Below are 16,868 nucleotides of genomic sequence, written 5' to 3'. Positions count from 1 at the left end.
TGCTGGAAGACGTCTAGGATCTTCCAGTGGTGCGAACGCAAGAGAACCCCCGGAAGATCGTCTTCCGGGGGTTTTTTTATGGGCTGACGCAAAATACGCATTCAGGACAGGTTAATTAAGGGGACAGGAACAATGTTAGACAATAGCCGTTTACGCATAGCTATGCAGAAATCAGGTCGGTTGAGCGATGATTCACGCGAGCTGCTGGCGCGCTGCGGGATCAAAATCAATCTTCAGCAACAGCGTCTGATCGCCTTCGCTGAAAATATGCCTATCGATATTCTGCGCGTGCGCGATGACGATATTCCGGGCCTGGTGATGGACGGCGTGGTCGATCTGGGCATTATCGGCGAAAACGTGCTGGAAGAAGAGTTACTGACGCGCCGCGCACAGGGGGAAGATCCTCGCTACTTCACGCTGCGTCGCCTCGACTTTGGCGGCTGTCGTCTGTCACTGGCCATGCCGGTCGATGACGCTTACACCGGCCCGCAGTGCCTGAACAATGCCCGCATCGCCACCTCCTATCCTCACCTGTTAAAACAGTATCTCGACAAGCAAGGTATCGCCTTTAAATCCTGTCTGCTGAACGGCTCGGTCGAAGTGGCGCCGCGTGCCGGCCTGGCTGATGCGATCTGCGATCTGGTCTCCACCGGTGCCACGCTGGAAGCGAACGGTCTGCGTGAAGTGGAAGTCATCTATCGTTCTAAAGCCGTGCTGATTCAGCGCGACGGCGACATGCCCGCGGCCAAGCAGGAGCTGATCGATAAAATGATGACCCGTATTCAGGGCGTGATTAAAGCACGTGAATCCAAATACATCATGTTGCATGCACCGAGCGAGCGTCTGGAAGAAGTCATTAGCCTGCTGCCGGGCGCCGAGCGTCCAACCGTGTTACCGCTGGCGGGCGATGTGAGCCGTGTGGCAATGCACATGGTGAGCAGCGAAACGCTGTTCTGGGAAACCATGGAAAAACTCAAAGCGCTGGGTGCCAGTTCGATTCTGGTGCTGCCAATCGAAAAAATGCTGGAGTAAACGATGAGCAAAATCATGACACCCGTGAACTGGCAGGCGTGCAGCGCGGAGGCGCAACAGGCGCTGCTGGCACGCCCGGCGCTGTCTGCCTCTGACAGCATCAGTCAGATTGTGCGTGACGTTCTGGCGCGCGTGAAAAGCGAAGGCGACGCAGCTCTGCGCGATTTTAGCGCGCGCTTTGACAAGGTTGAGCTGACGGATTTTCGCGTGACCGCTGAGCAGATGCAGGCTGCCAGCGATCGTCTCAGTGATGAACTCAAACAGGCAATGGCGGTGGCGGTCGCCAATATCGAGACTTTCCACCGTGCGCAGATTCTGCCAGCTGTGGATATCGAAACCCAGCCGGGCGTGCGTTGCCAGCAGGTGACGCGCCCGATGCAATCGGTCGGCCTCTATATTCCCGGGGGGTCCGCCCCGCTGTTTTCCACCGTATTGATGCTGGCGACACCGGCACGTATTGCCGGATGCGGCCGCGTGGTGCTGTGCTCACCGCCGCCAATTGCCGACGAGATTCTCTATGCGGCCCAGCTGTGTGGCGTAGAAGAAGTATTTCAGGTGGGCGGTGCGCAGGCCATTGCCGCCCTGGCCTTCGGCACCGAGACCGTGCCGAAAGTGGCTAAAATTTTCGGACCGGGCAACGCCTGGGTCACCGAAGCCAAACGTCAGGTCAGCCAGAGCCTCGATGGCGCGGCGATCGATATGCCCGCGGGCCCGTCAGAAGTGCTGGTGATCGCCGACGACGGTGCCACGCCCGCGTTCGTGGCGTCCGACCTGTTGTCTCAGGCGGAACACGGGCCGGATTCGCAGGTGATTCTGCTGACGCCTTCACAGGGACTGGCTGAGCGCGTGGCTGACGCTGTCGAACAACAGCTGGCGCAGCTGCCGCGTGCCGCCACGGCCCGTAAGGCGCTGGAAAGCAGCCGCCTGATCGTGGCCCGCGATTTGCAACAGTGTGTGGCGATTTCCAACCGCTATGGTCCGGAGCACCTGATTCTGCAAACCCGCACGCCGCGCGACCTGGTTGAGCAAATCACCAGCGCAGGCTCCGTGTTCCTGGGCGACTGGTCGCCCGAGTCCGCAGGCGATTATGCCTCCGGCACGAACCATGTGCTGCCGACCTATGGTTATACCGCGACCTGCTCCAGCCTGGGGCTGGCCGACTTCCAGAAACGTATGACGGTACAGGAACTGACGCCGCAGGGCTTTATGGATCTCGCCGCCACCATTGAAACCCTGGCTGCCGCGGAGCAGCTGGATGCCCACAAAAATGCCGTCACGTTGCGCGTCACCGCGCTCAAGGAGCAAGCATGAGTCAGGATATTGAACAACTGGCCCGCGCCAATGTGCGTGCGCTGACGCCTTATCAGTCGGCGCGCCGTCTGGGCGGCAACGGTGATGTCTGGCTGAATGCTAACGAGTTTCCGCTGCCGGTGCCCTTTGAGCTGTCGCAGCAAACCCTGAACCGCTACCCGGAGTGCCAGCCGAAGCAGGTAATCACCCGCTATGCGGCTTACGCGGGCCTGTCTCCTGAGCAGGTGCTGGTCAGCCGCGGCGCAGATGAAGGCATTGAGCTGTTGATGCGGGCGTTCTGTGAGCCCGGCAAAGACGCGATTCTGTTCTGCCCACCGACGTACGGTATGTACAGCGTCAGCGCGGAAACTATCGGCATTGAGTACCGCACCGTGCCGGCACGTGAAGACTGGCAGTTGAACCTGCCCGCGATTGCCGAACAGCTCGACGGTGTGAAAGTCGTTTATATGTGCAGCCCGAACAACCCCACGGGCAACCTGATTGATCAGGACGCTATCCGTCAGCTACTGGCGATGACCGCCGGCAAAGCGCTGGTCGTCGCGGATGAAGCCTATATTGAATTTTGTCCACAGGCGACGCTGGCGGGCTGGTTGCGCGAATATCCGCACCTGGTCATTCTGCGCACCCTGTCGAAAGCCTTCGCGCTGGCCGGTCTGCGCTGCGGATTTACGCTGGCGAATAAGCCGGTTATCGATCTGCTGATGAAGGTGATTGCACCCTATCCGCTGGCGACACCGGTGGCCGACGTGGCGGGCCAGGCACTGAGCGACGAAGGGATTGCCTTAATGCGCCAGCACGTCGATGAGCTGAATGCCAACCGTAGCTGGTTGTTTGAACAGTTGCCGCAAATTCGCGTTGTGGAGCAGGTCTTCCCCAGCGAAACCAACTATATTTTGGTGCGCTTTACCGATTCACCAAAGGTGTTTAAAACCTTGTGGGATCAGGGCATTATTTTGCGTGACCAAAACAAGAACCCCGGCCTCGCAGGTTGTCTGCGCATCTCGGTGGGAACCCGCACCGAGTGCGAACGCCTGATCGCCGCGCTGCAAGCCTTATCTCTGGAGTAAGCATGAGTCAGAAGACCCTTTTTATTGACCGCGATGGCACGATTATCTCGGAACCGCCGCAGGACTTTCAGGTGGATCGGATGGATAAGCTGGCGTTTGAGCCGGACGTCGTGCCTGCACTGCTGGCGCTGCAGGACGCAGGCTATCAGCTGGTGATGATTACCAATCAGGACGGTCTGGGCACGGACAGTTTTCCACAGGCGGACTTCGATGGCCCACACACGCTGATGATGCAGATTTTATCATCGCAGGGCATTCGTTTTAGCGATGTGCTGATTTGTCCCCATAAGCCTGAAGACCACTGCGCGTGCCGCAAGCCGAAAACCCAGATGGTTGAGGCCTGGCTGGCTGAAGGCGCCCTTGATACGGCCAACAGCTATGTGATTGGCGATCGCCAGACCGATATTCAGCTGGCGGAAAATATGGGGATTCAGGGCATTCGCTATGGCGCAGAAGGTCAGGACTGGAAAGCGATTCAGCAGCAGCTGACGCAGCGCGACCGCTACGCGCTGGTCCAACGCAACACCAAAGAAACCCAGGTCCGCGTGGAACTGTGGCTGGACCGCGAAGGCGGCAGTAAGATCAACACTGGCGTCGGCTTCTTTGATCATATGCTGGACCAGATTGCCGTGCACGGCGGCTTCCGCATGAACATCGACGTCAACGGTGACCTGTATATTGACGATCACCACACGGTAGAAGATACCGGTCTGGCATTAGGCGAAGCGCTGCTGAAAGCGTTGGGCGATAAGCGCGGCATTGGCCGTTTTGGCTTTGTGCTGCCGATGGATGAGTGCCTGGCGCGCTGTGCGCTTGATATCTCTGGTCGTCCACATATCGAATTTAAAGCGGAATTCAGCTATCAGCGCGTTGGCGATCTGAGCACCGAGATGGTCGAGCACTTCTTCCGTTCCCTGTCCTACGCCATGATGAGCACCCTGCACCTGAAAACCAAAGGGAAAAACGATCATCACCGTGTGGAAAGTTTATTCAAAGCCTTTGGCCGGACCTTACGTCAGGCGATTCGCGTTGAGGGAGATACCCTGCCGAGCTCTAAAGGAGTGCTGTAATGAACGTGGTGATCCTGGATACAGGCTGTGCCAACCTGTCGTCGGTAAAGTGGGCCGTTGAACGTCTGGGCTATACGCCAGAGGTCAGTCGCCATCCGGATGTCGTCCTGCGCGCCGATAAGCTGTTTCTGCCCGGCGTTGGCACCGCGCAGGCGGCCATGAACCAACTGCAGGAGCGTGAGCTGATTGAGCTGGTCAAGGCCTGTACGCAGCCGGTGCTGGGTATTTGCCTGGGCATGCAGCTGCTGGGCAGCCACAGCGAAGAGAATGGCGGTGTGCCCACGCTGGGCATTATCGACCAGCCCGTGTCACTGATGGACACGCAGGGGTTACCGTTACCGCACATGGGCTGGAACCAGATCACCGCTCAGGCCGGTAATCATCTGTTCCGCGGCATTGATGAAGGCAGCTACTTCTACTTCGTACACAGCTTTGCGATGCCCGTAAATGCCAGCACCATTGCGCAGTGTCACTATGGTCAGGCGTTCACGGCCGCGGTACAGAAAGATAACTTCTTTGGCGTGCAGTTCCACCCGGAACGCTCTGGCAAAGTCGGCGCGCAGTTGCTGAAAAACTTCCTGGAGATGTAATGATTATCCCCGCATTAGATTTAATTGATGGCAAGGTTGTGCGCCTGCATCAGGGTGATTATGCCCGTCAGCGCGATTACGGCAGCGATCCGTTACCCCGCTTACAGGATTACGCACGCCAGGGCGCAACGGTACTGCACCTCGTGGATTTAACCGGTGCTAAAGATCCGGCGAAACGCCAGTTTACCTTACTGAAAAGCCTGCTTAACGGCGTGGATGCGGTGGTCCAGATTGGCGGCGGCATTCGCAGTCGGGAAGACGTTAAAGCGTTACTGGACGCGGGTGCCAGCCGTGTGGTGGTAGGGTCGACCGCCGTCAAACAGCCCGAGGAAGTGAAAGCCTGGTTTACCGAGTTTGGCCCGGACGCGATTGTGCTGGCGCTGGACGTCCGTATTGATGCGACCAACCGCAAAGAGGTGGCGATTAGCGGCTGGCAGGAAGCTGCGGGCGTTACGCTCGAAGAGGTCATTGAACAGTTTCAGCCGGTCGGGCTGAAGCATGTTCTGTGCACCGACATTTCCCGTGATGGTACGCTCAGCGGGTCGAACGTGGATCTGTATAAAGAAGTGACCGCACGCTTTCCGCAGATTGCGTTTCAGTCCTCAGGCGGTATTGGTGAACTCAGTGACGTTGCCGCCCTTCGCGGCAGCGGTGTTCAGGGCGTGATCGTCGGACGTGCGCTACTGGAAGGCAAATTTACAGTTTCGGAGGCCATAGCATGCTGGCAAAACGGATAATTCCTTGTCTCGATGTGCGTTACGGTCAGGTGGTAAAAGGCGTTCAGTTTCGTAACCACGAAATTATTGGCGACATCGTGCCGCTGGCGCAGCGCTATGCGCAAGAAGGTGCGGACGAGCTGGTGTTTTACGATATCACCGCTTCATCGGACGACCGCGTAGTGGATAAAAGCTGGGTTGCGCGCGTTGCCGAAGTCATCGACATTCCGTTCTGCGTGGCAGGCGGCATCAAAACCCCGGAAGATGCCGCGCGGATTCTGGAGTTTGGTGCGGACAAAATTTCCATTAACTCCCCTGCGCTGGCCGATCCTTCATTGATCACCCGCCTGGCCGACCGCTTTGGCGTCCAGTGCATCGTGGTCGGTATTGATACCTGGTTTGATGACGCCAGCGGGAAGTACCATGTTAATCAGTATACCGGCGACGAATCCCGCACCCGCGTGACCCAGTGGGAAACACTGGACTGGGTGCAGGAAGTGCAGAAACGGGGCGCAGGCGAGATTGTCCTCAACATGATGAACCAGGACGGCGTGCGCAACGGTTATGACCTGGTGCAGTTGAAGAAGGTACGTGATGTCTGCAAGGTACCGCTGATCGCCTCTGGCGGTGCGGGTACCATGACTCACTTCCTTGAAGCCTTTGAGCAGGCCAATGTCGATGGCGCGCTGGCGGCGTCGGTTTTTCACAAACAAATTATTAATATCGGCGAGCTGAAACGCTTTCTGATCGACAACGGTGTGGAGATTCGTGCGTGTTAACTGAACAACAACTGGCCCGGTTAGACTGGGAAAAAACCCAAGGCATGATGCCGGTCATCGTCCAGCATTCTGTTTCTGGTGAAGTTCTGATGCACGGTTATATGAATCAGGCGGCGCTGGAAAAAACGCTGCAGGACGGCAACGTGACGTTCTTTTCACGCACCAAAAGCCGTCTGTGGACCAAAGGCGAGACCTCAGGACACTTTCTACAGGTCGTGAGCATCACACCTGACTGCGACAACGACACGTTGCTGGTGCTGGCCAATCCGATTGGCCCCACCTGCCATCTGGGCACCTCCAGCTGCTTCACCCCTGCTGCGCCTGACTGGACGTTCCTCTATCAGTTGGAACAACTGCTGGCGTCCCGTAAGCAGGCCGACCCGGAAAGCTCTTACACCGCCAGACTCTATGCCAGCGGCACCAAACGGATTGCGCAGAAGGTCGGTGAAGAAGGCGTGGAAACCGCGCTGGCTGCCACGGTGAACGATCGTGAGGAACTGACGAACGAAGCCTCCGATCTGATCTATCACCTGCTGGTACTGCTGCAGGATCAGGATCTGGATCTCAGCACCATCATCAATAACCTGCGCGCCCGTCATAAGTGACAGACTGCGTTACGGCTGCTCGACGGTTTGCTGAGCAGCCTTTCCCGTCCATTTGACCTGTAAGGATTTTACCGTGACTACGCATGAAAAACTCATTGCTCTGCTCGACCAGCATCGTGCGCGTTACCGCCTGATGCAGCATGAGGCAACCGGCAAATGTGAAGCCGTTGCCAAAATTCGCGGCACGGAAGTCGGACAGGGCGCAAAGGCGCTGGTGTGTCATGTGAAAGGCAATGGCGTCAAACAACATGTCCTGGCGGTACTGCCTGCGGATCAGCAGGCCGATCTCAGTAAAGTCGCCTCAGCCGTAGGCGGACGCCGGGCATCCCTTGCCTCGCCCGCAGAGGTCGATGTACTAACCGGCTGCGTATTTGGTGCGATTCCCCCGTTCAGCTTTCATCCTGATTTAACTGTGGTGGTCGACCCGCTGCTGTTTGAGCGCTATGACGAGATTGCCTTTAACGCCGGCGTACTCGACCAGTCTGTCGTACTGAATACCCAGGATTACCGTGGCCTTTGCCAGGCTAACATCGTGAAAATCATCCTCTAATTGCCATCATCCCGGGTGAAAGGTACTCTGCGTAATACACTATTACGACAACAGAAGACCGAAAACGATGGCAATTACTTCTCTGAAAATCCGTTTACACAAAGCGTTAGCGCTGGCCCTCCTGGCTGGCTGCGCGTTTGGCGCCCAGGCGAAAATTGAGCAGGTTCGCTTCGCTGTTGATCCCACCTATCCCCCTTTTGAATCCAAAACGCCGCAGGGGAAGCTGGTCGGCTTTGATATCGATTTAGGTAACGCGCTGTGCGCGCAGATGCAGGCCAAATGTGTCTGGGTGGAAAGCCAGTTCGACGGGATGATCCCGGCGCTTAAAGCGCGTAAATTCGACGCCATTCTGTCTGATATGGGCATCACCGAAGAGCGACTGAAGCAAATCGACTTTACCGTGCCGCTGTACGATACGCACACCCAGCTTATCGCGCGTAAGGGGTCTGGCCTGTTGCCCACCCCGGAATCGCTGAAAGGCAAAACCGTAGGCGTAGAACAAGGCACCGTGCAGGAGCGTTATGCCCGGGCAAAATGGCAACCTTTTGGCGTGACGGTCGTGCCCTATGGCGATCAGGCGCAGGTTGAAAATGATCTGGTGGCCGGGCGCCTTGATGCGGTCTTTACCGATGCGGCTCAGGCGGCAAACGGTTTTCTCAAACAACCTCAGGGCAGCGCGTTTGAACTGGCCGGGCCGATTGTGAAAGACCCGATCATCGGGCCGGGCACGGCGATTGGCCTGCGTAAAGGCGATACCGAACTGAAAACTGCGCTGGATGATGCCTTCGCTGCCATTAAGAAAAATGGCACCTTTGACAAACTGCAAAAGAAATATTTTGCCACGGATATTTCCATTCAACCGTAACGTCAGTGCAGGCTTTTTCCCCCTCCTCCGCCTGCATGACTATACTCAATGACTTTATGGGCGGCATTTGTCCGCCCCTGAACCGACAAAAGGACATTAACACGGTATGTACCAACAACATCACCCTTTGTTAAGCGCCTCTCTCGGCACCCAGCGTGAAATTATCAGTTTTCATTTTGGCGATGATCACAGTCGCCAGGTCTATATTCAGGCTTCCTTACATGGCGACGAGATCCCAGGGATGGCGGTGGCCTGGTATCTTAAGCAGCGTTTACAGGCGCTGGAATCTGCCGGACGACTCAAAGCTTTTTTCTCCCTGATACCGGTATCCAATCCGCTGGCCCTGAGCCAACACTGGCACGGTACACATCTGGGACGCTTCCACGCACAGTCCGGCCAGGATTTTAACCGCAAATTCCCGTCTCTGGGTGCACTTCTGGCGGGGGAACTGGCCGAGACGCTGACCCAGAATGAGAGTCAGAACCGGCAGCTGATTCGTGATGCGATTGACCGTTACTACCGTGACACAATCGCCAAAACTGAACTGGAAGCCCAGCGTTATACGCTGATGCGCATGGCCAGTCAGGCCGATCTGATGATTGATTTGCATTGTGACTGGGAGGCGGTTCCACACCTATACACCACGCCACATGCATGGCCGGATATCGAACCCTTAGCACGCTGGCTGGGCAGTGAAGTGCAGCTACTGGCACAGATCTCGGGGGGTGAGCCCTTTGACGAAGCCTGCTGTGAACCCTGGCTAACGCTGGCTGAAAAATTTGGTGAAACATTCCCGATGCCGCGCGGCCTGTTACCGGTGACGCTGGAGCTACGTGGCGTACGTGATGTCTCGCCTGAACAGGCTGAGCAGGACGCAGATGCGATCATTAACGCGTTGCAGGAATCCGGCTATATCTCTGCGGCCGATACGTCCGTGTCCGTTGAAGTCGCTGCGCCGGTGATTGGCGGTGATGAGCTGGTGTCGGTGGTGAGCGGCGGTGAGGATGTGGTCGGTGTGGATGAGAGCGGCACCGGACTGGGTGCGCCTGGTGTGGCGCAGGCCGCAGAAGAAGGCAATATTATCAAGCAGCGTCACACCGAAGGCACGTCGGCTTTAATGCCGCCGCTTAAAAATCCCCCGACGCCGCTGGCGGGTTGTGAATATGTTCACTCACCGGTATCGGGCCTGATCTTGTATCGCAAACCGCTGGGCGCGCGAATCCGTCCAGGGGAAGTGGTTGCGGAGATTGTTGATCCTGTCACCGACCACATCACGCCGTTGGTCGCAGAATTTGGAGGCGTGCTATACGCGCGGCACTGGGCCAGATTTGCGACGGCAGGCATGCTGGTGTTAAGGCTGGCGGGCGATAAGGCGGTGAGGAGTGGGGAGTTGTTGGTATGATAAATTCAGCGCTACAGGCTGTGACCTCATTGGAGGCCGTGATGATTCTGCAATCATAGGATCAATAAAATAATCACTTCCTTTCCTTGCATGAGAATGAAAAAAGCTCATTATTAAATGAGCTTTTTGATGAATACAATATATGGATTAGCGTGCTTAAAACCAGTGGTCTTCCTACGTTAATTATTCTTATAACTGATTAAAGCATTACGTGTAAGAACGAATAAACCGCCTAAAATTGCGCCACCAATAAGAGAAAGAAATAATATCAGTGCTTTTTTAGGGCTATCACGTCTGAAAGGTAAGTCAGCTTCAGAAATATATCTGTAGGACTGAAGGTTCTCGACCTCAATCTTAAGGTGCGTGACAGCCAATAAAGCGCGCTGTGCCTCATAATACTCCTTGCCATAATTAAGAGGTTTAGAGTTTTCATTTGCTACCATAGCATTAAGCGCATCAGTACCCAGTAAATACAAAGTATCGTCAGAAAGAAAATCAGCTTGTTTGACTTGCAATTTATCGACATTAGATGCCTGAGCGACTTTAAGAGCCTGTTTAATGACATCCAGTCGGTGCTCTTTTTGATTGATTGCAACCTGAGTGTAGGTGTCAAGTGTATTTGTCAATTCTCTTGTTTTAACGCTCAAGTTACGTTTAATATCATCGCCGTAATCTTTTACAACATCGGCATTTATTTTATCAATATACTTTGAAAGTTGCGACTGCGCTTCTTTAGCTGTATGACCGACAAAAGAGACATTAAGCGCATCATCCCGACCTTTTATAGAATCAATCCGCAGCGTCAGTGGCTCTTCCAGATTAGCCAATGCACCTGATAATGCACTTAACGATGCGCTAAAACGGCCAAATAATTGATTTTGTAATCCACTTAACGAAGGTTTATCCTGAGGAGTATCAGCGTATACAATGGCAAGAGCTGCATTATAATTAGCAACTTGACCTGCGGCAGGTAAGGTTACCGTAGCCTGGGATGTCCATTTTTCTTTAACTACGCTAACGTAAATTGCCGCTATGATAAGTGCAATTACCATCCCCAAAATAATAAATTTTTTACCTTGCCATAATTGAAAAAAAACATCCATTAAGTCAAGTTCATCTTTCGAACTAACACTATTTTTAGGGACGTTTGGCTGCTCCCCTCTTGTAGAAAACTTTTCATTCATAAACAGTCAACTCAGGAAAAATTATTTCTAATTGCCTTGTTAAAAAGGCACGAAACCAAAAATAAACCTCCCAGTTGGGAGGTTTTATTAACAATTAATCCAGCCATTCCGTATGGAACACGCCTTCTTTATCGATACGCTTATAAGTATGAGCGCCAAAGTAGTCGCGTTGTGCCTGAATTAAATTAGCTGGCAATACTTCTGAGCGATAGCTGTCATAGTAGGCAATCGCCGCTGAGAAGGTTGGCGTTGGGATGCCATTCTGAACAGCATAGGCTACAACATCACGTAGCGCCTGCTGATATTGATCAGCAATATCTTTAAAGTATGGTGCCAGAAGGAGATTGGCAATACCTGCGTCTTCAGCATACGCATCAGTAATTTTCTGAAGAAACTGGGCACGAATGATACAACCCGCACGGAAAATCTTAGCGATCTCACCGTAGTGCAGATCCCAGTTATTCTCATCTGATGCGGCACGCAACTGAGAGAAGCCCTGAGCATAAGATACTATTTTGCCAAGATAGAGCGCACGGCGTACTTTTTCCACAAACTCTGCTTGATCGCCAGCGAAGGCCTTAGCCTGTGGTCCACTTAATACTTTAGAGGCAGCAACGCGTTGCGATTTAAGCGATGACAGGTAGCGAGCAAAAACAGATTCGGTGATCAGTGACAGAGGCTCACCCAAATCCAGTGAACTCTGGCTGGTCCATTTACCAGTGCCTTTATTTGCTGCTTCATCAAGAATAACATCGATGAGATAATGACCGTTTTCATCTTTTTTAGTGAAAATATCTTTAGTGATATCAATCAAGTAGCTGCTCAGTTCGCCGTTATTCCACTCGGTAAACGTCTTCGCCAGCTCTTCATTATTCAGACCCAGAGCACCTTTCAGCAGCGCGTAAGCTTCTGCGATGAGCTGCATATCGCCATATTCAATACCGTTATGGACCATTTTAACATAGTGGCCCGCACCGTCTGGGCCAATATATGAGACGCAAGCCTCACCATCTTCTGCTCGAGCAGCAATTTTATCAAGAATAGGCGCAACCAGCTCATACGCTTCTTTCTGACCACCAGGCATAATTGATGGACCTTTTAAGGCCCCTTCTTCGCCACCCGAAACACCGGTGCCGATAAAGTTAAAGCCCTGATCAGATAGCTCTTTATTACGACGTATAGTGTCTTTATAGAAAGTGTTACCACCGTCAATGAGGATATCGCCTTTATCAAGATGAGGTGTTAAAGAGGCAATAGTCTTATCAGTTGCTTCACCCGCCTGCACCATTAAGAGGATACGACGTGGTTTTTCAAGTGAATCGACAAATTCTTTAACAGTGTAGAACGGGGCCAGCTTCTTCCCGGGGTTCTCAGCAATCACTTCATCTGTCTTTTCACGTGACCGGTTGAAGACAGAAACAGTGTAACCGCGGCTCTCAATATTAAGTGCCAAATTTCGGCCCATCACTGCCATACCTACAACACCGATTTGTTGCTTAGACATATCTACTCCTGTCTTAAAGTGAAATCAGCAGTACACGACTGCAATTAATGTCCTGACATGTTATCTCATGATAATGAGATGAGGGAAGAAATTGATGGTTTCAGCATATATCGCTAAATCATGGGCTTGGATGACTGTCGATAAAAACCGCATTGAGGCAACATCACTTGTAGCTTCAAGATTAACTGGCTCAGGCTAACAGGCTTAGTACTTCTGAGGTTTTGGCTTGCATCAGCTGTATGTCACCTCGCGATTCGACGTTCAAACGAACTACAGGTTCGGTGTTCGATCTTCTTAAATTAAAGCGCCAGGAGCCAAAATCAAGACTGATGCCGTCAGTAAAGTCTTTAGTCTCTGCGAGATCCTCATAGTGCTCAAGCACCCTTTTAATTGATGCATCTGGATCAGTTAACTTGCTGTTAATTTCCCCAGAAGAAGGATAAGCGGCAATTCTTTCTGAAACCAAATCGCCTAAAGACATGCCTTTTAGACTAACCAGCTCAGCAATAAGTAACCATGGGATCATTCCACTATCACAATAAGCAAAATCGCGGAAATAATGATGCGCACTCATTTCACCGCCATATACTGCATCTTCTTTACGCATGCGTTCTTTAATAAAGGCATGTCCTGTTTTAGACATGATTGCTTCTCCTCCATTAGAAGTCACTATGTCAATAGTGTTCCATGTGAGTCGAGGATCGTAGATGACTTTTTCACCAGGATGTTTCTTTAAGAAAGCCTCAGCAAGAAGCCCAACGATGTAATAACCTTCAATAAACTGTCCTTTTTCATCAAAGAAAAAGCAACGGTCAAAATCGCCATCAAAAGCTATTCCAAAGTCGGCACCATGCTGTAATACCGCTTTTTGTGTATCTTCACGACATTCTGGCAAAAGCGGATTAGGGATTCCATTAGGAAAAGTGCCGTCAGCAACATGGTGAATTTTGATAATTTCAATGGGCACATTATTCTTTTTAAATTGACACTCTATAGCATCAATTACATGACCCGCTACACCATTACCACTGTTAATAACAAGCTTAAGAGGTTTTAAATACTCTAAATTAATACTACTCAGGATATTTGAAACGTATTCATTTAAAGTGGTAACTTTCGAATATGTCCCTTTTACGTTATCCTCAACAGCGCTAAAATGACCTGATTCAGCCAGGTACTGAATGTCTCTTAAACCACTGTCCCCGCTAATAGGTTTAGCACCATGGCGAACTAATTTCATTCCATTATAATTAATAGGATTATGACTGGCAGTCACTTCAATTCCACCGTCACAACCTAAATGAAAGGTGGCAAAATAAATTTCCTCTGTTCCGACCATACCTAAATCCAGTACGTCAACACCTGAATCCTGAAGGCCATTGGCAAGAGAGAGCTTAAGCTCTTCGCTTGTAAGCCTGGCATCACCACCTACAACGACAGTTTTAGGTTTTAAGAACTGACCGAATGCACGGCCAATTTTATAGGCAATCTCATTATTAAGCTCATCTCCAAGTTTACCGCGAATATCATATTCTTTGAAACAGGTTAAATTTTTCATATTTTTATTTTATAAATTGAGGAAGTTTAGAGATATTTTTACACAGCAGAACAGTTGGCCAAAACAAACCATTTTTCTTTATAACATCAATATCTTCACGGGATTTTTTTAAGATGTTTTTGATTGAACGATTGCTTTCGCCGCCGACCCGCATCGAAATGGTAACTTTAGGAAGATATGATACATTAGCTTTATGAACATACAAATAACGTAACAGCGAATCATAATCCGCAGAAATCCGATACGTTAAATCAAAAACGCCCCATTCATCATACCTTTTCTTTTTCATATAAAAGGTTGGATGAGGTGGCATCCAGCCAAGCTTAATTTTTTTCACATCATAGAAGCCGCTCAACCATTTACGAACGACTTTATCCGTATTTTTCTGAGAAACATAATTAAGGTCTGAGTAAACAGCATCTATGTCATCATCTGTAAAACCACTTACAATTTCAGAAATGGCTGATGGATAAGAAAAAATATCATCTGAATGTAAAAAACCAATAATATCGCCTGTAGCATTAAGAATACCTTTATTTAAAGCGTCATAAATGCCTCTATCAGGCTCACTGATAATTTTGGTAATACGTGTACAGTTTTCTTGCGCCACGGCTAATGTATTATCTTTTGAAGCACCATCGATAATAATAAATTCAATGTTAGGATAATCTTGTGATTGCAATGATAAAACAGTGTCTTTAATTGTTTTTTCACTATTATAGGTTGCTGTTATAATAGAAACTTTCATTCTTAATATCCTGTCCCGTCATCACCAATACGGATGACATCATCTTCAGACAAGTACGTTCCGGTACGTACTTCAATAATTTCAAGCGGAAGAATGCCAGGATTTTCAATAGCGTGGGCTTCCCCAATCGGAATATAAATAGATTCATTTTCCGTAATGAGATAGCTTTGGTCACCTTTATGAACTTTAGCGGTTCCTGAAACAACAATCCAGTGTTCAGCACGGTGATGGTGTATTTGCGTTGCTGTACGCTGCCCCTGCTTAATCGTCAATTTTTTTACGTGAAAACGAGCACCTTCACTTATTGTATCGTGTGATCCCCAAGGTCTGAATATTTCACGATGTTGCAAATGTTCGCAACGCGAATCAATTTTTAGCTGATGTACAATATCTTTAACACCCTGTACTTTATCCTTATGTGCAATCAATACAGCATCTTTTGTCTCTACGACAACTAAATTGTTAATGCCTACAGTAGCAACTAATTTGTTTTGAGAATATATATAACTATTGTAAGTATCGGAAGTAACGACATCACCTCTGATAGCGTTTTCATTACCGTCTTTAGCATTTATCTCCCATAAAGCAGACCATGAGCCAACATCACTCCAGGCAGCATTCATTGGAACCAAAGCTGCATCCTGTGTTTTTTCCATTACAGCATAATCAACGGATTCATCAGGACAACTTTTAAATGCATTATCATCTAAACGTATAAAATCAAGATCGTTGTGTTGTCCTAATAGAGCTTGCTCACACCGCTCCAGAATATCTATATGAAACTTGCGAATTTCATTAAGAAACACAGACGCACGGAATAAAAACATCCCACTATTCCAGTAGTACTCACCCGATGACAAATATTCTTGTGCAGTTTCTAAATTGGGCTTTTCAACAAATGAATCCACTTTATAAGAGTGGTCATTGAGTTTTGAGCCTTGTTTGATATAACCGTACCCAGTTTCAGGATGGGTCGGGACGATACCGAAAGTAACAAGTTTACCTGCTTCAGCCAAAGGAATAGCATTTTCAACTGATGCTAAAAACGCTTTATCATCCTTGATAACGTGATCGGCAGCGAGCACTAACAAAACGGGATCGCCAAAATCTTTTACAGCCTGTAGCGCAGCCAGAGTTATTGCTGGCGCCGTATTACGGCCTACAGGTTCCAGGAAAATCCCTCCGTGTTTTACATTCTGCTGGCGTAACTGTTCAGCAACAATAAATCTGTGTGATTCATTACATATTATATAAGGCGGAAGATGAGGCAATGGCTCAACACGCTTAATCGTTTCCTGTAGCATTGTTGAATCAGAAGTAAGTGCAAGAAATTGCTTAGGATATAACGTTCTTGACAATGGCCATAAGCGACTACCTGAACCTCCAGCCATAATAACAGGTAATAAATTAACTGACATAATTTCAATGCCTTTATTGAAAATAATTCTTGGTATAAAAATGAACAGAGTCAGAAGCTAAAATTTCTTCTTTACTGAACCACTTGAATTTTGAATGCTGGTTTACGGGAAAACTTTCCAAATCAGATCTGTAGGAAATATTATAAGCAAGGACAATGTAATGCGTTGAGACACTATCACTTACATATGAATCGTTGTAGAAATGCTCATACACACTTTTAAAACTTGCGCATTCAATTTCTAAATGAAGATTTAATTCATCGCTGACGATCCGCTTGAACGCGTCAGCAATTGACTCAGATTTAAAAATTCTCCCGCCAGGTACAAACCAATGATGCTGCGCAGGTTTATTATTCCTGTATCCTAATAAAAACTTCCCATCTGAGTTTTCGAGAATCAGGTCTATTGATATCAATGGAGTATTGGCCAGAATATTTTCGAATAAATTCCTACTTAATCGCTTTACCAT

17 protein-coding genes and 1 other annotated feature (1 of these 18 cut by a window edge) are annotated in these 16,868 nt (G+C 50.0%); of the genes, 11 read left to right on the top strand and 6 right to left on the bottom strand.

The annotated features are described in order from the left end of the window. Positions 1 to 80 (top strand) — a sequence feature (His leader region) (it extends 41 nt beyond the left edge of the window). Positions 81 to 132: 52 nt separating this feature from the next. From hisG to GC087_RS09060, 11 genes are all read left to right on the top strand, one after another. After that, positions 133 to 1,032 (top strand): ATP phosphoribosyltransferase, encoded by a 900-nt coding sequence (hisG, locus tag GC087_RS09110; protein WP_006119827.1) that lies wholly within the window; start codon positions 133 to 135, stop codon positions 1,030 to 1,032. Between the two features lie 3 nt (positions 1,033 to 1,035). Further along, positions 1,036 to 2,343, top strand: a complete 1,308-nt coding sequence (gene hisD / locus GC087_RS09105) for a histidinol dehydrogenase (protein WP_006119828.1) — start codon at positions 1,036 to 1,038, stop codon at positions 2,341 to 2,343. Further along, positions 2,340 to 3,410: a histidinol-phosphate transaminase gene (gene hisC, locus GC087_RS09100; RefSeq protein ID WP_033740442.1), complete on the top strand. Its 1,071-nt coding sequence runs from the start codon at positions 2,340 to 2,342 to the stop codon at positions 3,408 to 3,410. Before hisD ends, hisC begins: the two co-directional genes overlap by 4 nt. A gap of 2 nt (positions 3,411 to 3,412) precedes the next feature. After that, positions 3,413 to 4,480 carry a bifunctional histidinol-phosphatase/imidazoleglycerol-phosphate dehydratase HisB gene (gene hisB / locus GC087_RS09095; RefSeq protein WP_324030357.1) on the top strand — a complete coding sequence of 356 codons (1,068 nt, stop codon included), beginning with the start codon at positions 3,413 to 3,415 and terminating at the stop codon, positions 4,478 to 4,480. Next, entirely contained in the window at positions 4,480 to 5,070 is a 591-nt protein-coding gene (hisH, locus tag GC087_RS09090) for an imidazole glycerol phosphate synthase subunit HisH (RefSeq protein WP_006119831.1), read from the top strand. The genes hisB and hisH overlap by 1 nt, the downstream gene beginning before the upstream one ends. Further along, the gene (gene hisA / locus GC087_RS09085; protein WP_324030356.1) at positions 5,070 to 5,807 is read left to right on the top strand and encodes a 1-(5-phosphoribosyl)-5-[(5-phosphoribosylamino)methylideneamino]imidazole-4-carboxamide isomerase; all 738 of its coding nucleotides are present in this window, start codon (positions 5,070 to 5,072) and stop codon (positions 5,805 to 5,807) included. Before hisH ends, hisA begins: the two co-directional genes overlap by 1 nt. Beyond that, the gene (hisF, locus tag GC087_RS09080) at positions 5,789 to 6,565 is read left to right on the top strand and encodes an imidazole glycerol phosphate synthase subunit HisF (RefSeq protein WP_324030354.1); all 777 of its coding nucleotides are present in this window, start codon (positions 5,789 to 5,791) and stop codon (positions 6,563 to 6,565) included. The genes hisA and hisF overlap by 19 nt, the downstream gene beginning before the upstream one ends. Then, on the top strand, positions 6,559 to 7,170 hold the full coding sequence (gene hisIE / locus GC087_RS09075) for a bifunctional phosphoribosyl-AMP cyclohydrolase/phosphoribosyl-ATP diphosphatase HisIE (protein WP_054633490.1): 612 nt from the start codon (positions 6,559 to 6,561) through the stop codon (positions 7,168 to 7,170). Before hisF ends, hisIE begins: the two co-directional genes overlap by 7 nt. Before the next feature lie 73 nt (positions 7,171 to 7,243). After that, on the top strand, positions 7,244 to 7,720 hold the full coding sequence (locus GC087_RS09070) for a YbaK/prolyl-tRNA synthetase associated domain-containing protein (protein WP_205952045.1): 477 nt from the start codon (positions 7,244 to 7,246) through the stop codon (positions 7,718 to 7,720). A 67-nt stretch (positions 7,721 to 7,787) separates the two neighbouring features. After that, entirely contained in the window at positions 7,788 to 8,585 is a 798-nt protein-coding gene (locus GC087_RS09065; RefSeq protein ID WP_324030352.1) for an ABC transporter substrate-binding protein, read from the top strand. Between the two features lie 106 nt (positions 8,586 to 8,691). Then, on the top strand, positions 8,692 to 9,987 hold the full coding sequence (locus tag GC087_RS09060) for a succinylglutamate desuccinylase/aspartoacylase family protein (protein ID WP_033740451.1): 1,296 nt from the start codon (positions 8,692 to 8,694) through the stop codon (positions 9,985 to 9,987). A gap of 179 nt (positions 9,988 to 10,166) precedes the next feature. Here the strand turns inward: GC087_RS09060 and wzzB are convergent, their stop codons facing one another. From wzzB to GC087_RS09030, 6 genes are all read right to left on the bottom strand, one after another. After that, positions 10,167 to 11,171, bottom strand: coding sequence for an LPS O-antigen chain length determinant protein WzzB (gene wzzB, locus GC087_RS09055; protein WP_324030349.1), 1,005 nt, complete (start codon positions 11,169 to 11,171; stop codon positions 10,167 to 10,169). A 94-nt stretch (positions 11,172 to 11,265) separates the two neighbouring features. Next, positions 11,266 to 12,675: an NADP-dependent phosphogluconate dehydrogenase gene (gene gndA / locus GC087_RS09050; protein WP_205956575.1), complete on the bottom strand. Its 1,410-nt coding sequence runs from the start codon at positions 12,673 to 12,675 to the stop codon at positions 11,266 to 11,268. A gap of 190 nt (positions 12,676 to 12,865) precedes the next feature. Next, entirely contained in the window at positions 12,866 to 14,233 is a 1,368-nt protein-coding gene (cpsG, locus tag GC087_RS09045; RefSeq protein WP_324030347.1) for a phosphomannomutase CpsG, read from the bottom strand. Positions 14,234 to 14,237: 4 nt separating this feature from the next. After that, positions 14,238 to 14,981 (bottom strand): glycosyltransferase family 2 protein, encoded by a 744-nt coding sequence (locus GC087_RS09040; protein WP_324030345.1) that lies wholly within the window; start codon positions 14,979 to 14,981, stop codon positions 14,238 to 14,240. Positions 14,982 to 14,983: 2 nt separating this feature from the next. Then, a complete protein-coding gene (locus GC087_RS09035) occupies positions 14,984 to 16,399 on the bottom strand; it encodes a mannose-1-phosphate guanylyltransferase/mannose-6-phosphate isomerase (RefSeq protein WP_324030343.1) in 1,416 nt (471 codons plus the stop codon). Between the two features lie 13 nt (positions 16,400 to 16,412). Further along, complete coding sequence (locus GC087_RS09030; RefSeq protein ID WP_324030341.1) at positions 16,413 to 16,868, bottom strand: GDP-mannose mannosyl hydrolase; 456 nt, start codon at positions 16,866 to 16,868, stop codon at positions 16,413 to 16,415.

The organism is Pantoea sp. JZ2 (assembly GCF_035191405.1).
GTDB lineage: Bacteria > Pseudomonadota > Gammaproteobacteria > Enterobacterales > Enterobacteriaceae > Pantoea > Pantoea stewartii.
Note: the sequence above shows the minus strand (reverse complement) of the source record. Positions and strands in the feature narration are given on the sequence as shown.

What these genes read in the sequence shown, in the direction of transcription:
- hisH (WP_006119831.1), top strand. Translation starts at nt 4,480, where the DNA reads ATGAACGTGGTGATCCTGGATACAGGCTGTGCCAACCTGTCGTCGGTA.
- hisD (WP_006119828.1), top strand. Translation starts at nt 1,036, where the DNA reads ATGAGCAAAATCATGACACCCGTGAACTGGCAGGCGTGCAGCGCGGAG.
- GC087_RS09060 (WP_033740451.1), top strand. Translation starts at nt 8,692, where the DNA reads ATGTACCAACAACATCACCCTTTGTTAAGCGCCTCTCTCGGCACCCAG.
- gndA (WP_205956575.1), bottom strand. Translation starts at nt 12,675, where the DNA reads ATGTCTAAGCAACAAATCGGTGTTGTAGGTATGGCAGTGATGGGCCGA.
- GC087_RS09030 (WP_324030341.1), bottom strand. Translation starts at nt 16,868, where the DNA reads ATGGTAAAGCGATTAAGTAGGAATTTATTCGAAAATATTCTGGCCAAT.
- GC087_RS09040 (WP_324030345.1), bottom strand. Translation starts at nt 14,981, where the DNA reads ATGAAAGTTTCTATTATAACAGCAACCTATAATAGTGAAAAAACAATT.
- hisG (WP_006119827.1), top strand. Translation starts at nt 133, where the DNA reads ATGTTAGACAATAGCCGTTTACGCATAGCTATGCAGAAATCAGGTCGG.
- hisB (WP_324030357.1), top strand. Translation starts at nt 3,413, where the DNA reads ATGAGTCAGAAGACCCTTTTTATTGACCGCGATGGCACGATTATCTCG.
- GC087_RS09065 (WP_324030352.1), top strand. Translation starts at nt 7,788, where the DNA reads ATGGCAATTACTTCTCTGAAAATCCGTTTACACAAAGCGTTAGCGCTG.
- wzzB (WP_324030349.1), bottom strand. Translation starts at nt 11,171, where the DNA reads ATGAATGAAAAGTTTTCTACAAGAGGGGAGCAGCCAAACGTCCCTAAA.
- GC087_RS09035 (WP_324030343.1), bottom strand. Translation starts at nt 16,399, where the DNA reads ATGTCAGTTAATTTATTACCTGTTATTATGGCTGGAGGTTCAGGTAGT.
- hisF (WP_324030354.1), top strand. Translation starts at nt 5,789, where the DNA reads ATGCTGGCAAAACGGATAATTCCTTGTCTCGATGTGCGTTACGGTCAG.
- hisA (WP_324030356.1), top strand. Translation starts at nt 5,070, where the DNA reads ATGATTATCCCCGCATTAGATTTAATTGATGGCAAGGTTGTGCGCCTG.
- hisC (WP_033740442.1), top strand. Translation starts at nt 2,340, where the DNA reads ATGAGTCAGGATATTGAACAACTGGCCCGCGCCAATGTGCGTGCGCTG.
- cpsG (WP_324030347.1), bottom strand. Translation starts at nt 14,233, where the DNA reads ATGAAAAATTTAACCTGTTTCAAAGAATATGATATTCGCGGTAAACTT.